General features: G+C 68.7%; 13 protein-coding genes. 7 read left to right on the plus strand and 6 right to left on the minus strand.

All coding sequences use genetic code 11. The features are described from left to right. Window positions 1-22 precede the first annotated feature (22 nt). Window positions 23-2413, minus strand: coding sequence for an immune inhibitor A domain-containing protein (locus EV647_RS36890; protein WP_134011394.1), 2391 nt, complete (start codon window positions 2411-2413; stop codon window positions 23-25). Between the two features lie 187 nt (window positions 2414-2600). Between EV647_RS36890 and macS the strand changes: the two genes are divergently transcribed. From macS to ligD, 5 genes are all read left to right on the plus strand, one after another. Beyond that, complete coding sequence (macS, locus tag EV647_RS36895; protein WP_134011396.1) at window positions 2601-3725, plus strand: MacS family sensor histidine kinase; 1125 nt, start codon at window positions 2601-2603, stop codon at window positions 3723-3725. After that, complete coding sequence (locus EV647_RS36900; protein ID WP_238177578.1) at window positions 3722-4360, plus strand: response regulator transcription factor; 639 nt, start codon at window positions 3722-3724, stop codon at window positions 4358-4360. Before macS ends, EV647_RS36900 begins: the two co-directional genes overlap by 4 nt. Before the next feature lie 206 nt (window positions 4361-4566). Continuing rightward, the gene (secD, locus tag EV647_RS36905; RefSeq protein ID WP_134011400.1) at window positions 4567-6867 is read left to right on the plus strand and encodes a protein translocase subunit SecD; all 2301 of its coding nucleotides are present in this window, start codon (window positions 4567-4569) and stop codon (window positions 6865-6867) included. A gap of 111 nt (window positions 6868-6978) precedes the next feature. Then, window positions 6979-8976, plus strand: a complete 1998-nt coding sequence (locus tag EV647_RS36910) for an ATP-dependent DNA helicase (RefSeq protein ID WP_134011402.1) — start codon at window positions 6979-6981, stop codon at window positions 8974-8976. Window positions 8977-8983: 7 nt separating this feature from the next. Beyond that, window positions 8984-9958 (plus strand): non-homologous end-joining DNA ligase, encoded by a 975-nt coding sequence (gene ligD / locus EV647_RS36915; RefSeq protein ID WP_134011404.1) that lies wholly within the window; start codon window positions 8984-8986, stop codon window positions 9956-9958. Window positions 9959-10064: 106 nt separating this feature from the next. On the opposite strand, the gene EV647_RS36920 is transcribed toward ligD, so the two are convergent. Then, window positions 10065-10574, minus strand: a complete 510-nt coding sequence (locus EV647_RS36920; protein ID WP_134011406.1) for a glutathione peroxidase — start codon at window positions 10572-10574, stop codon at window positions 10065-10067. Between the two features lie 48 nt (window positions 10575-10622). After that, window positions 10623-11441, minus strand: a complete 819-nt coding sequence (gene lexA, locus EV647_RS36925) for a transcriptional repressor LexA (protein ID WP_134011408.1) — start codon at window positions 11439-11441, stop codon at window positions 10623-10625. 370 nt (window positions 11442-11811) lie between these two features. Here lexA and EV647_RS43250 point away from each other — a divergent pair, with 370 nt between their 5' ends. Continuing rightward, window positions 11812-12429 (plus strand): LysM peptidoglycan-binding domain-containing protein, encoded by a 618-nt coding sequence (locus EV647_RS43250; protein ID WP_238177579.1) that lies wholly within the window; start codon window positions 11812-11814, stop codon window positions 12427-12429. On the opposite strand, the gene EV647_RS36935 is transcribed toward EV647_RS43250, so the two are convergent. Further along, window positions 12430-12999, minus strand: coding sequence for a GNAT family N-acetyltransferase (locus EV647_RS36935; RefSeq protein WP_238177580.1), 570 nt, complete (start codon window positions 12997-12999; stop codon window positions 12430-12432). Window positions 13000-13073: 74 nt separating this feature from the next. On the opposite strand from EV647_RS36935, the gene EV647_RS36940 reads away from it, so the two are divergent. Beyond that, complete coding sequence (locus EV647_RS36940; protein WP_238177581.1) at window positions 13074-13667, plus strand: TetR/AcrR family transcriptional regulator; 594 nt, start codon at window positions 13074-13076, stop codon at window positions 13665-13667. Here the strand turns inward: EV647_RS36940 and EV647_RS36945 are convergent, their stop codons facing one another. Both EV647_RS36945 and EV647_RS36950 read right to left on the minus strand, forming a co-directional pair. After that, entirely contained in the window at window positions 13668-14612 is a 945-nt protein-coding gene (locus EV647_RS36945) for a nucleoside hydrolase (RefSeq protein WP_134011412.1), read from the minus strand. Window positions 14613-14635: 23 nt separating this feature from the next. Continuing rightward, window positions 14636-14950: a metal-sensitive transcriptional regulator gene (locus EV647_RS36950; RefSeq protein WP_277875730.1), complete on the minus strand. Its 315-nt coding sequence runs from the start codon at window positions 14948-14950 to the stop codon at window positions 14636-14638. Window positions 14951-15048 lie beyond the last annotated feature (98 nt).

The raw sequence follows: 15048 nt of genomic DNA on the forward strand, positions 1-15048 counted from the left end.
CTTCGGGGGCTGTCTCATGCGGTCACTTGCGCTTCGAGATCTCGATCTTCATCGTGGTGCCGGTCTTGGAAACGACCTTGATGTTGACGCCGTTGTTCGGGACCTTGACGCTGCTCGTCGGCTGGTCCGCGGTCCAGTACGACTTGCTGTCGTTGAAGGTCGGTACGGCGTTCTGCCCGCGGATGTAGCTCGCCTGCCCGTTGATGTGCAGGGTGAACGAGTCCGCCTTCTCGAGGCCGAACGGTGCGTCGTAGCCGCCGACGCGCGGACGCCACAGCTGGCCGTCGATCCGGTTGATCGGGACCGGGTGGCTGTCGACCGGCAGGACCAGGCCCGCACCGGGGTGGGTGTTGGTGTTGTTGTCGCGCTGCGAGGTGTCCCAGTACCAGACCAGCAGACCGTCCTGGTACGGGAAGTGCTCCACCTTGTCGCCCAAGGTGCTCGCCCAGCCGAAGTTGTACGGCCCGGTCTTCAGGTACTGGTCGTGCGACACGTAGTTGATGTTCGAGGCGAGGTAGTAGTTGTCGTACGCCGTCGTGATGGTCGCACCGACCGAGCTGAAGCCGTTCAGGGTCCAGCCTTCCGGCGTGGCCTCGGCACCGGAGTCGACCAGCGTGGTCGAGCCCGACTTCACCTTGATGTCGTCGGCGAAGAACCCGTAGCCACCGGTGTTCGCGTCGGTCGTGTAGCGCAGCTGCAGGCCGATCGTCTTGCCCTGGTACGCGGACAGGTCGAACGTCGCCGGGACCCAGCCGTTGCTCTTGCCGTCGATGCCGTTGCCCTCGGCCGCCTTGGTGATCGAGCCGGCGATCGGCTTGTAGCCGGTGCCGTCGTCGACCTCGACGTACGCGTAGTCGCACGCGTCGGGGCCACAGTCCTCGATGTCCCAGTTCGCCTGGAACGTCAGGGTCGTGGTGCCGGCCGGTACGGCGACCTGCCGGTTCATGGTGTGGGTGAACTCGTCGCCCTCACCGCTCCACCAGGACTTGCTGCCGACCGGAGGCGTCTGCAGCGGCGTGGTCACCAGCTTCTTCGGCAAGGTGACGACCGCGGCCTGCGCCTTGGCCGAGTTGTACTCGTGCGGTCCGAGCTCGAGCGTCCTGTTCTGGCCCGCATTCACGATCTCGTAGTCGAGCCAGCCGAGCTGCAGCTTGTCCCAGACGCCGAAGTCGGCCGCCTGCTCGCCGATACCGCCGTCAGTCGGCTTGCCGACCCGGCTCTGCGCCATGATCGTCCACCAGTTCACGCCGTTCTCGACCGCGGCACCCGAGGTGTCGTAGTGGTCCGGCAGGCCCAGGTCGTGCCCGTACTCGTGGGCGAAGACGCTGATGCCGCCGTTCTCCGGCTGGATGGTGTAGTCGCCGACGTAGAGGCCGGTGTCGCCGACCTGAGCACCGCCGGCCGGGTTGTTGGACGGGCCGCCCGGGAAGCCGGCGTACCAACGGTGCGACCAGATCGCGTCCTCGCCCTGCTGCGGGTCGCCGTCGGCCTGGTCGCCACCGGCGTGCACGATCTGGAAGTGGTCGATGTAGCCGTCCGGCTCGTTGAAGTTGCCGTCACCGTCGAAGTCGTAACGGTCCCACTGGTCGAACGTCTTCAGGTCCGCGGTGATCTGCGCCGTGGTCCGCCCGGCCGCCTTCTGGTCGGCGACCCACTGGTTGACCGCGTCCTGGATCAGGTTCCAGGTGTTGCTGCAGACGTTGCCGGTGCACGGGTAGCCGTTCGAGCGGCCGTACCGGGCCTCGTTGTACTTGACCTTCACCCAGTCGGTGACCTCGCCGGACACCGAGTACCGGCCCGACGACTGCTTCTCGTAGTACTTCTTCACCGAGTTGCCGTTGCCGAAGTACAGGTCCTGGAAGTGCTGCCGGTTGTAGTCGGCCTGCCAGACGGTGGAGTTGTCGACCGAGCGGTCCGGCTCCGGGATCGCGTTGTGCAACGGTCCCTCGAAGGTGGCCGGGCCGGGGATGTTCGGTGCCTGGTCCTTGTCCGGGTAGTTCGGGTGCCGCTCGTTGCCGAACTCGGCCAGTACCACGAAGATCCGGTCGGTCTTCTCCCGGGAGAGCTCGACGTACTGGTCGACGCGGCCCGTGGCGGTCTTCACAGCCTTGGCGCCGAGGACGCCCTTCGTACCGGCCGCCTTGGTGCCGAGCTTGACGACCGTGCTGCCGTTGCGCTTTTCAGGCTTGGCCTGGCCGTTGATGACCTTGGTGAGCGCCTCCTGCCGCAGCTCGCGGCGCTTGTCCTCGAGCGGGCTGGGCAGCTCGTCGGATGCTGGTGCGGCCTCACTTGCGATCGGCGCCGACCCTTGCTTGGACGGTGTGGCGGCGTTCCCGGCCGTGGCTGCGGCGATGCCGAGCCCGGTCGTCGCCGCCAAAGCCAGGCTGAACAGCCCAGCGGGTAGCTTGCGCACGATTCCCCTCCGTGTCTGATAACGCAGTGTGTTCGTAGCTCCCCCGAGCGTGTTTTGCGCGAGAGTACGGGGAAATGAGCGTCAGCTGAAGTGGAACTGAGGAATTCCTGTGAACGAGCGGGGAAACCTGCACTCTGAGTAGAAGGGCTCACGCATTCCACCCCTGGCGCTTGGCAGACTGTTCCGCGTGGAGCGCGAGACAGTCGACCTGCTGCAGCCGCTGTGGCGTGCGCTGGTCGTGTTCCGCCTGCTGACCTGGGCGTTCGCGTGCTTCGGCGTGTGGACGCGCTGGGACGGCATCGTCCGCCCGTACGGCGCGGTGCTCCAGCTGGCCGTGATGGGGGTCTGGACGCTGATCTCGTCGTACGGCTACAGCCGCCGCTGGGGCCGCCGCAACACGCGGCTCGCGTTCGCGGACCTGATCGTCACCGTCGGCTGCATGTTCGCGACCTTGTGGGCGCAACCGCTGCTCGACATCCGCGCCGGCGCCTCTGTCCTGACCTCGGTGTGGGCGGCCGGGCCGGTCCTCGCGCTCGCCATCTCGCGCGGCCGCGACGGCGGCCTGCTCGGCGCCTCCACGATCAGCCTGGCACTGCTGTCGCTGCGGGGCGTCGAGCACGCCTCGAAGATCCTCAGCAACGTCCAACTGCTGCTGGTGGCTGGTCTGGTCGTCGGGTACGCCGCCTCGACCCTCCGGCAGGCGGGCGTTCGGCTGCGCGAGGCGATCGCCGCGGAGAGCGCGACCGCCGAGCGGCTGCGGCTCAGTCGCTCGATTCACGACGGCGTACTGCAGGTCCTGGCCCAGGTGCAGCGGCGCGGTACGGCGATCGGCGGCGAAGCGACCGAACTGGCGCAGCTGGCCGCCGAACAGGAAGTTGCCCTCCGCACCTTGATGTCCACCCGCCCGACCGTTGCGTCGGGCGATCGCGTTGATCTGTGTGGACTGTTGTTGCCGCTGGCCACGACCCGGATCGACGTCGTCGTACCGGCCGCGCAGGTTCTGCTGCCCGCCTCCACGGCTGAGGAACTGGTTGCCGCGGTCAAAGAAGCGCTGAGCAACGTCGCGAAGCACGCCGGCCCCGACGCCCGGTCCTGGGTGGTGGTCGAGGACCTCGGCGAGGAAGTCGCGGTGTCGATCCGCGACGACGGAGTCGGTACGACGTCCGCGCGCCTCGAGCAGGCCCGCGTGAACGGGCACCTGGGCGTCAGCCAGTCCATCCGCGGCCGGATCGCCGACCTGGGCGGCACCGTCACCGTCCGGACCGCCCCCGGCGAAGGAACCGAATGGGAGCTGAAGGTGGAGGTTTCGTGACGCGAATCATGATCGTCGACGATCACCCGATGTGGCGGGAGGGTGTGGCGCGGGACCTGGGGAGTCGCGGGTACGACGTGTGCGCGACCGCCTCGGACGTCGCGAGCGCGGTGAAGATCGCACTCGCGACCCGCCCGGACGTGGTGGTGATGGACCTGCAACTCGGCGACGGCTCGGGGGTGGACGCGACCCGCGAGATCACCACGGCCCTTCCCGACACGCGCGTCCTGGTGCTGTCGGCCAGCGCCGAGCAGGACGACGTACTCGCGGCGGTCAAGAACGGCGCATCCGGGTATCTGGTGAAGTCGGCGTCCCTGGACGAGTTCGACGAGGCAGTACGCCGTACCGCCGAGGGCGACGCGATCTTCAGCGCCGGCCTGGCCGGACTGCTGCTGGGGGAGTACCGCCGCCTGGGCGAGACCGGCCCCGAGGTCCCGCACCTCACCGACCGCGAAACCGAGGTACTCCGCCTGGTCGCCCGCGGCCTCACGGCCAAACAGATCGCCACCCGCCTCGTCCTCTCGCACCGCACAGTCGAGAACCACGTCCAGAACACCCTCCGCAAACTCCAACTCCACAACCGAGCCGAACTCGTCCGCTACGCCATAGAAAACGGCCTCGACGCGCCCGAGTGATTCGATCGGCAGCTCGACAGGAGGTGTCCCGAAGTAAGGGCCGATCGTCGCCCCAGCCAAGCGTGAAGATGCTCCGGCCGCGCCGACACCTCCTGTCGAGCTGCAGATCCGTCGCTTGATGGCGTTCGTACACTGGGCGTTCCACGTCTGCGTGATGCTCTCTGTCATGACACCTGTACCGCGGGTGCCTATCTCCGGAGGATTCGGTGAACCGGTCGTCCCTTGTCCGTGCACTTCTCGCCTTCCTGATCCTGGCGGCGTCGACGTACGTCACGCTGACGGCGAAACCACAGCTCGGTCTCGACCTGCGCGGCGGAACGCAGATCGTCCTCCAGGCGAAGGACTCGCCGACGGTCAAGGCGACCAAGGAGACCACTGACAAGGCCACCCAGGTTTTGCACCGGCGGATCGACGCGCTCGGCGTCAGCGAGCCGAACGTCACCCGCCAGGGCGAGAACCGGATCATCGTCGAGCTGCCCGGCGTCCAGGACCCGCGCGAGGCCGCCAAGGTGATCGGCAAGACCGCACAGCTCACGTTCCACGAGGTGCTCGACCAGGTCGCGGCCAAGCCGGCCAAGCCCGCGGCGGGGGAGACCTACCTGCCGCCCGAGGGCGGCCAAGGCCTCCTGCGGCTCGCCAAACCCGCGATGACCGGCGAACTGGTCAGCGGCGCCGAGGGCCGGCTCGACCCGCAGCAGGTCGCGCAGGGCTGGTTCGTCGAGATGAACTTCAAGGGCGACGGCGGCAAGATCTGGGCGAACATCACCGGCAAGGCCGCCTGCAACCCGGTCGGCACCCCGCAGCGGCTGATCGCGATCGTCCTCGACAACGAGGTCATCAGCTCGCCGCAGGTGGACCCGAACGGCGGCAACCAGCTCTGCAAGATCGGCATCGCCGGCGGCAGCACCACGATCTCCGGCTCCTTCACCGAGGCGGGCGCGAAGGACCTGGCCGCGCTGATCTCCGGTGGCGCTCTGCCCGTGCCGGTCGAGGTGATCGACCAGCGCACGGTCGGGCCGTCGCTCGGCCAGGACGCGATCCAGGCCAGCGCGCTCGCCGCGATCATCGGCCTCGCGCTGACAGCGCTCTTCATCATCGTGGTCTACCGCCTCGTCGGCCTGATGGCGGTCATCGGCCTGGTCGGGTACGCCGCGATGTCGTACGCCGCACTCACCGCGCTCGGAGCCACCCTCACCCTGCCCGGCCTGGCCGGATTCGTGCTCGCGATCGGGATGGCGGTCGACGCGAACGTCCTGGTGTTCGAGCGCGCCCGCGAGGACTTCATCGCCGGCCGCACCGACGGCCTGCGCAGATCGCTGCGCAGTGGCTTCCAGAACGCGCTGTCCGCGATCGCCGACTCCAACATCACCACGCTCCTGGCGGCCGGCCTGCTGTTCGTCCTGGCCGCGGGGCCCGTCCGCGGGTTCGGCGTCACGCTCTCGATCGGTGTGATCGCGTCGATGCTGTCGGCCCTCGTGGTGACCCGCGTCCTCGCCGAGTTCGTCGTGTCGCGTGGATTCGTCCTGCGCCGCCCGGGCCTGAGCGGGATCGCCGGCCACGGCCGGGTCCGGACCTGGCTGGAAGCCCGGCAGCCGGCACTGATGAAGCACAGCCGCCGTTGGCTCGTCATCACCGCCGTCGCGATCATCGTGAGCGTCGCGGGCGTCGCCGTCCGCGGCCTGAACCTCGGCATCGAGTTCACCGGCGGCCGGCTGATCGAGGTCAGTACGGCGCAACGCGTCACGCCGGACCAGGCGCGCGCCGCCGTCGCCGAGGCCGGGTACCCGACCGCGGTCGTGCAGGCGTCCGGGACCGACGACATCACCGTGCGGACCGGCACGATCAGCGACGACGAAGCGGTGAAGATCAAGGAGTCGCTGGCCCGGATCGGCGGCGACGCCGAGGTGATCCGCAACGAGAGCATCGGGCCGTCGCTCGGTGAGGAACTGCGGAACAAGGGCCTGATCGCCCTCGGCATCGCCCTGCTCGCCCAGTTGGCGTACCTGGCCGCGCGGTTCCGCTGGACGTTCGGCGCCGGCGCTGTTCTCGCGCTGCTGCAGAACGTCGCGGTCGTGGTCGGTGTGTTCGCCTGGACCGGGAGGCCGATCGACGGCATCTTCCTGGCCGCGATCCTGACCGTCATCGGCTACACGGTGAACGACTCGGTGGTCGTCTTCGACCGGATCCGCGAGACCCGCAGCGCCCGGGCCACCGACAACCTCGGCACGACGATCGACACTGCGATCGTGAACGTCCTGCCACGAACCATCAACACCGGTATCTCGACCCTGTTCATCCTCGCCGCGCTGCTGTTCCTCGGCGGCGACTCCCTCGCCGACTTCTCCCTGGCACTGCTCCTGGGCATCGTCGTCGGCACCTACTCCTCCAACCTCACCGCAGCACCTTTGCTCCTGGAACTCGAACGCCGCTACCCGGCCCCTCCACCCCGCCCCAAGCGCACCCAGGTAGACCGTGACGCCCAGCCCGACCGAGGTGCCGTCGTCTAGCTTGCGCGGCTGGCAGGTTGTTGTGCCGCCGGCGGGTTGCAGCAGGCGCAAGGTCGGTTATCCACAGCGGTGCCTGTTGGAGCGGAATCTGTCCGGGGTGCGGGCTAGGGTATGGCGGTGGGTGTTGATGTGCGGGATCTGCTGGAAGCTGCCGTGGCCGGGATCGCCGGTCAGACACGGCCGGGGCAGGTGGAGATGGCGCAGGCCGTCGACACCGCGATGCACGACGGATCGCATCTGCTCGTCCAAGCAGGAACCGGCACTGGCAAGTCCCTCGGGTACCTCGTGCCCGCGCTGCTGCACGCCATCGAGGACCGTCGCGTCGTCGTGTCGACGGCGACCCTGGCGCTGCAGTCCCAGCTCGTCGACCGCGACGTGCCGGCGTTGCTCGACGCGACCGAGAAGCTCCTGCCGCGCAGACCGGCGTACGCGATCCAGAAGGGGCGGAACAACTACGCCTGCCTGCACCGGATCCGCGAGGGCGCGCCGGACGACGACGGCATGCTCGTCGACGTGCCGCCGTCAGGGGAGATCGGCCGTCAGGTCGTCGAGCTCCGCGACTGGGCCGAGCAGCAGCTCGCCGACGGCGAGGCCGGCGACCGGGACCATGCCCCGTCACACCAGTACCAGGCCTGGCAGCAGGTCGCGATCAGCGCGCGCGAGTGCCTCGGCGCGCAGAAGTGCCCGTACGGCGAGGAGTGCTTCGCCGAGAAGGCCAAGGAGCACGCCCGCAAGGCCGATATCGTCATCACCAACCACGCCCTGCTCTCGATCGACGCCTTCGAGAACCGGACCGTCCTGCCCGAGCACGACGTCGTCATCGTGGACGAGGCGCACGAACTGCCCGCCCGGGTCACCGGTGCGGCCGGCGACGAGCTGTCCCCGCAGATGGTCGAGCGCGCCGCCAAACGCGGCCGCCGGTTCGTCGACGACGACAAGGCCGACGACCTGATCGACGCCTCCGACGCGCTCCGGGCCGCGCTCGACGGCACCCGCGAGGGCCGGATCGAGGCGTCCAACGCGCCGGTCCTGGAGGCCGCCGCCCTGGTCCGCGACGCGGCCCGCGCCATGTACTCCGACCTGAACAAGAAGTCCGACGACAAGGACGACGACCCGGACGGCGCCAAGCGGCAGTCCAAGGGCGCGGTCAAGGAGATCTTCGACGTCGCCGAGCGGGTCGCCGCGCTGAGCGACGCCGACGTGGTCTGGATGATCGACCGCGACCGCTTCGGCCGCGAGCTCCGGATCGCCCCGCTCACCGTCGCCGGCCTGCTCCGCGAGCTGGTTCTCCGCGACCGTACGGCGGTGCTCACCTCCGCGACGCTGACACTCGGCGGTGACTTCGACGCGATCGCCCGCCAGGTCGGCCTGCGGCCGTCCGACAAGCTCGCGGACGACGAAGAGATGCCCGAGCTGGACGACTCCTCCGAGACCGCTCCACTGCCGTGGCGCGGTCTCGACGTCGGCTCCCCGTTCGAGTACGAGAAGCAGGCGATCCTGTACGTCGCCAAGCACCTCCCGCCGCCGCACCGCGACGGACTGGGCAAGAAGCAGTTCGAGGAGATCATCGACCTGGTCACCGCGGCCGGCGGACGGACCCTCGGCCTGTTCTCGTCCCGCCGCGCCGCCGAGGCGGCGACCGCCGCGGTCCGCGAGGCCACCGACCTCAAGGTGCTCTGCCAGGGCGACGCGCAACTCGGCGAGCTGGCCCGTGAGTTCGTCGAGGACCCCGAGACGTCACTGTTCGGCACGCTGTCGCTGTGGCAGGGAATCGACGTACCGGGGTCGACCTGCAACCTGGTGATCATCGACCGGATCCCGTTCCCGCGCCCGGACGAGCCGCTGATGGCGGCCCGCCAGCGTGCCGTCGACGAGGCGGGCGGCAACGGGTTCATGTCCGTGGCCGCGACGCACGCCGGACTGCTGCTCGCGCAGGGCACCGGCCGGCTGATCCGCCGCAGCTCGGACCGCGGCGTCGTCGCGATTCTCGACCCCCGCATCGTCACCCAGCGGTACGGCGCGTTCCTGCGCGCCTCCTTGCCCCCGATGTGGCCGACCGCCGATCGTGAGAAGGTGCTCGGCGCGCTGAAGCGGTTGCAGACCACATGAGCCAGTCATGAGTCCGGTGACCGGTCCGCCGGTGCTGCCGATGATGGCGGCGCTGGGGCAGATGCCGTCCGGAGCGGGCTGGTCGTACGAGATGAAGTGGGACGGTATCCGCGTCATCGCCGAGGTCGACGACGGGGTCTGCCGGCTGTGGTCGCGGAACAGCCACGACGTGTCCGGCGGTTACCCCGAGCTGATCGGCCTGGCGGAGGCGCCGGGGTTGCGGCTGCCCGCCGTACTGGACGGTGAGATCGTCACGCTGGACGAGAACGGGGCACCGTCCTTCGGCCTGCTGCAGCGGCGGATGCATGTCCGCGACCCTCGCCAGCTCCGGCACCTGATCACCCAGGTGCCGGTGTCCGTGCGGCTGTTCGACCTGCTCCGCTTCGACGGCGAGTGGTTGCTAGAGGCAACGTACGACGATCGTCGCGGGCTGCTCGAGTCGCTGGACATCGGCGACCCGTTCTGGGAGGTGCCGCCGGCACTGCTGGACAGCGAACAGGCCCTCGAACAGTCTGCTGCGCAAGGGCTCGAAGGCGTGGTTGCGAAGCGGCGCAAGTCGCGGTACCTGCCGGGCCGGCGCAGCGCCGACTGGATCAAGATCAAGCCGGTGCAGACCAGAGACGTCGTGCTGTGCGGCTGGCATCCGGGGGAGGGCAACCGGGAAGGGAAGATCGGCTCCTTCTACTGCGGCGCGTACGCCGGAGACGAGCTGGTGCTGATCGGCAAGGTCGGCTCCGGACTCGACTTCGCGACACTGGACCTGCTGAGCGCCGAGCTGACCGGTCTGGAGATCGACCGGCCGGCGTTCGACGCGTCGGGCATCCCGATGACGGACCGGCGTCGCGCGCACTGGCTCGACCCGGCGCTGGTCGCCGAAGTCACCTACTCCGGCTGGGGCGGCGACGGCCGGCTGCGGCATCCGGTATGGCGCGGTTTACGCCTCGACATCAACCCGGAATCGGTCCTCGTGGAGCGCCCCTGAATGTATTGGAGACCTGCGGCCGCGGACCGAATTGTTCGAAATGCGGAGAATGGTTCTGCGGCGCTGAGACATTCTCTGTTCAACTGTCGCAGAAAATGACCGAATTTCAGTCGTTCGTTTCCCGGGACGGCGCCGGCACCGCCAGTGCGGCCTCGATCTTGTCGACCAGCTTCTCGGGTGAGTGAGTCGGCGCGTAGCGCGCGATCACCCCGCCGTCGCGACCGAGCAGGAACTTGGTGAAGTTCCACTTGATCCGGCCGCCGAGCAGGCCGCCCTGCTCGCGTTTCAGCCAGTTGTACAACGGGATCGTCCGCGACCCGTTGACGTCGACCTTGGCGAACATCGGGAACGTGACGTGGTAGATCGTCGAGCAGAAGTTCGCGATCTCGTTCTCGTCGCCAGGCTCCTGGTGGCCGAACTGGTCGCAGGGAAAACCGAGCACCGAGAAGCCCTGCCGACGGTACGTCTTGTAGAGCTTCTGCAGACCCGTGTACTGCGGGGTCTGGGCACACTGCGAGGCCGTGTTCACCACCAGGAGCACCTGGTCGCGGAAATCGGCAAGAGACTGTTCATTGCCTTCGATCCGCGTGGCGCTGAAGTCATAGACAGTCGTCATAGCTCAATGCTGACACGACACGCCCGACTTCGCTCGCCGTCCGATATGTCAGACTCGGCGCAGAACTGTTACGACCTTTCCGAGAATGACCGCGTCCTTGCCGTCGATCGGCTCGAAAGCGGGGTTGTGTGGTAGCAGCAGGATCTCGGTCTTGGTCTTCTTGAACCGCTTCACGGTGGCCTCGCCGTCGATCATCGCGGCCACGATGTCGCCGTTCTCCGCGGTCTGCTCCTGCCGCACGACCACCCAGTCGCCGTCGCAGATGGCCGCGTCGATCATCGACTCGCCCTTGACCTTCAGCATGAACAGCGTGCCCTCGCCGACCATTGCCTTGGGCAACGGGAAGACCTCTTCGATGTCCTGCTCGGCGAGGATCGGGTTACCGGCGGCGATCTGGCCGACCACCGGCACGTACACCGCGTCCGGATGCGCGTCGCCGGCCCCGGTCTCGTCGTACGTCGTCTGCCGCACCGAGCCGACCGCCGACCGCCGGGCCGCCGCGTCCAGCTCGCCGGGGTAGCGGACCTCGATCGCCCGCGGCCGGTTCGGGTCGCGGCGGAGGAGGCCCTTCTGCTCGAGCACTCGCAGCTGGTGCGACACCGAGGAGGAGCTGGTCAGGCCGACCCGCTCACCGATCTCGCGCATCGACGGCGGGTAGCCGCGGCTGTCCACCGAGTCGCGGATCACGTCCAGCACGCGGCGCTGGCGCGGCGTCAGCCCGGTGGCATCCGCCGGTCCGTCCGGCAGCTCCGCGACGGTCCGGTCCGCCTTGCCCGCACCCTTGTCCGCGCCAGTGCGCACGGGCCCTTGCTGTCCCGCCCCACCGCCCCGGTCATCTTTGCTGGAACCGCTCGGCGTCCTGGCCATCGGTGGTAGCTCCTCGGGTCGGGCCGGCGATCGTCCCACCGGCCGAAACTTGCTCGACTGAGATGACCGTAGACCGAATCCTGAGATTCTTCAAACATCTGTTCGAAGGCGTGTCGGTTCGCATGTTTGTTCGGGTGTCAGGTTATAAGGCGCACGCGGGGTGCTGCCGCGGCAGGGAATTTCCTGGGCGTGTCCTGGTTGGAAGTGGTTGCGTGAGGGGCGGCTGTCGGTTAATCATTCGTACAGACGTTCGATCGAACAGGTGTTCGGGCCGTCGGACGGGGTTGGTCCTCCGGAAACTGTCGGAGGCGGCCGGTAGACAGGACTCGACACCGCAGGACGCGCACCGAACAGAGGTCTGGAGGACCCGATGAGCACAGCAGCCGTAGCGGCCGACGCACTGGGCCGACACCGCTCGCCGGAGGCCACCCCGCCACGCCGGCGGCCAGCACCCGCTCACCTGAAGCCCGTCCCGGCCGCCCACACCGAGGCACCGACCACCCCGGCCGCCCGCGCCGAGGCGCCGATCACCCCGGCCACACGTGCCGGATCGCCGGTGAGTCCCGCCCCGACGGTGGCGCCGCGCCGGCGTCCGCAGATCGAGGGTGCTACCACCGACCGGATGCCGGTTCGCGGGTGCTCGGGCGACGACCTCGGCCGCCGTGCGGCTGTGCAGCCCGAGCCGGCCACTCTCCGGCTGACCCGACGCGGCCGGATGCTGCTGACCGCCGTGTCCGTCCTCGTCTTCGGCGCCGCGATCCTCGTCCTCGGCCTCCGGGTCGCCGGCGTCCTCGAGCCCGGCCCGCACTTCACCCACACCGTTCCGGTGCAGGTCGCCCCGGGGCAGACCTTGTGGTCCATCGCCCAGGACACCAACCCCGGCCAGGACCCCGCCGCGGTCGTGGAGAAGATCGCCGACGTCAACAACCTCGCCACGCCCGCGGACATCATCCCCGGCCAGACCCTGCAGATCCCCGTCGCCGGCTGATCAACCTCGCCCGGCGCGCCATTCGTCCTCGAGCAACGCGTACACGTACTCGTTGCCCCACTCGCCCTTGAACTGCAAGGCGTGCAGGTGATGCGCCTCGCGCCGCATCCCCAATCGCTCGAGCAGCCGCGCCGAGGCAGTGTTCCGGTCGTCGAGAATCGCCACGATCCGATGCAGCCCGAGCTCCTCGAATCCGACCCGCAGCATCTCCCGCGCAGCCTCCGCGGCGAGCCCCTTGCCCTGGTAGTCGGTGTGCAGCGCGAACCCGATCTCGCCCTGGCGATCGGCCTCGCTCGCCCACTTCAACAGCACCTCACCGATGACGGTCCCGGTCTCGCGTAGTTCGATCGCCAGCACCAGCCACTGACCGTCCGCGGTCAACTCACCCTGCGGCAGCTTCCGCTCCAGCGCGGCCCGCGTCTCCTTCCGGTTCCGCACCGGCCACGGCGTGTACCGCACGACCTCCGGCCGTGAGTGGAACGCGAACAGGTCGTCCAGGTCGTCCATCCGATGCGGCCGCAGCTCCAGCCGCTCGGTCAGCAGCGGGTACGCGGGTCGGAATCCAGTCACGGCACCATCCTCGGCTAAGCTGTCTAATGACGTTAGACAGTACCCACCATCCACGACAGCGGACAACAGATTTCGTGACCAGACGCGATCCTTCGTCGCATGCGGCGGCCGGCATCACCGTCGCCGCGATCGCCGACGCCGCCCTGGCGATCATCCACGCCAACGGTGTGGACGGCCTCACCATGCGCGCCGTCGCGGGGCGCCTGAACGTCCGCGCCCCGTCGCTCTACCACCACGTCCACAACAAGTCCGAGCTCCTCGACCTGGTCGCCCGGAACGCGTTCGACCAGTTCACGGCTGACAAGACGGCCTACGAGGAACTCACGACTGTCGACGAGTGGATCGAGCTCACCCGGTCCGGCTCGCTAGAGCTTCGCGCCTTCTACGCGGACCATCCAGGCCTGGCCGGGCTGATGCAGTCGAAGGCGACGCCGGACCGCGACCAGGGTGCGGGCTCGCGAGCCGAACTCATCCGCGCCCAGATCGACGCCCTCGTGCGCATCGGCGTACCGGAGCCCGAGGCGCGTCACCTCTTCGAGGTCACCGCCCGATGGAGCCTGGCCGCGGTCGTCGCGGATCACGCCGACGACACGGACCTGTTCGCCGACGGCCTCGACCTGTTCCTGTACGGCGTACGCGCCCGCCTTCTCGAGGTAGGGGGTGTCTGATCAGCTGACGGTCGCCAGCCACAGCTCGGCGTACCGTTTGCCGTCCACTGCCGTCGCGACCCGGATCGTCGCCGCCGGTCCGTGGGGATCGTTCGCGACGTCCGACGCGCCCCGCGTGTCGACGATGGTCCGCCCGCGCGACCAACTCCCGGACAGCTCGATGCGCACCGGGTACTCCTGCGTCGTCAGGCCCGACGGATCGATCACCGCGCACACCGCGCCGCCGTCGCCGATGCTGCCGCCGTCCGACTGGTACCGCTCGCTGCGCTTCTCGATCAGCTTGCACGCGAGCTCCGCCGAGGGCGACCCGCTCAAGGCGCGCGCCTGCTCGAGCGTGACCACGACGTCGTAGAAAACATCCAGCCCGTACATGGTCACCGCGATGCCGAGGTCCCTCGCGGCGGCCAAGACGATCGCGGCCGCCTCCGGATCGGTCCAGATGTTGAACTCCGCCGCGGCTGTCGCGTTCCCGATCCCGGCCGCACCACCCATGAACACGATCTCGCGCAGACCGCGCGCCGCCTCCGGATAGGTTCGCAGCAACAGCGCGATGTTCGTCAACGGCGCCAACGGGATCAACGTGATGAGCTCACCGGTCGCCGCCGCGTCCAGCAGTACGTCGCGGAGGAGTTCTACGGCATGCCGCGGGTCCGTCGACCGCGTCGACCGCGGCCAGTCCAGATCCCCGAGCCCGTCTTCACCGTGGACATGCCGCGCTGACCGCACCGGCTGGATCAGAGGTACGGCAGCCCCGCGGGCAACCGGGACGTCGGGCCGGCCCGCCGCGTCGAGGACCGTGAGCGTGTTGCGTACGACGTCGTCGATGCCGACGTTGCCGCCGACGCAGGTCACTGCCTTCAGATCGAGCTCGGGGTGCCGTGCCGCCAGCAGTAGCGCGCACGCATCGTCCAGGCCTGTGTCGACGTCGAGAATCACCGGCTTCATGCGCACATCCTCAGGCACGCCGGTCAGGAGCGCACCAGCCGTGCGATCGCGGCGGACGCTTCCTTGATCTTCGCGTCGGCCTCCGGCCCGCCCGCCGCGGCGGCGTCGACCACGCAATGCGTGAGGTGGTCGTCGAGCAGACCGAGCGCGACGGATTCGAGGGCCTTCGTCATCGCCGAGATCTGGGTGAGGATGTCGATGCAGTACTTCTCGTCCTCGACCATGCGCTGCAATCCGCGGGCCTGGCCCTCGATCCGCTTCAGCCGCGCCAGGTACGCCTTCTTGTCGCCGATGTAACCGTGCTGCGCATGCTCGTCGACCGGTTCGGTCACGCTCACCACATCCTCCCTGGGTCCCGCCGAACCCTATCGCCCGCCGGGTCGCCCTTGTGTTTCCGATGATACCCCCCTAGGGTATCGATCATCCTTCAGTTCTC

It is taken from the genome of Kribbella sp. VKM Ac-2566, assembly GCF_004366005.1.
Taxonomy (GTDB): domain Bacteria; phylum Actinomycetota; class Actinomycetes; order Propionibacteriales; family Kribbellaceae; genus Kribbella; species Kribbella pratensis.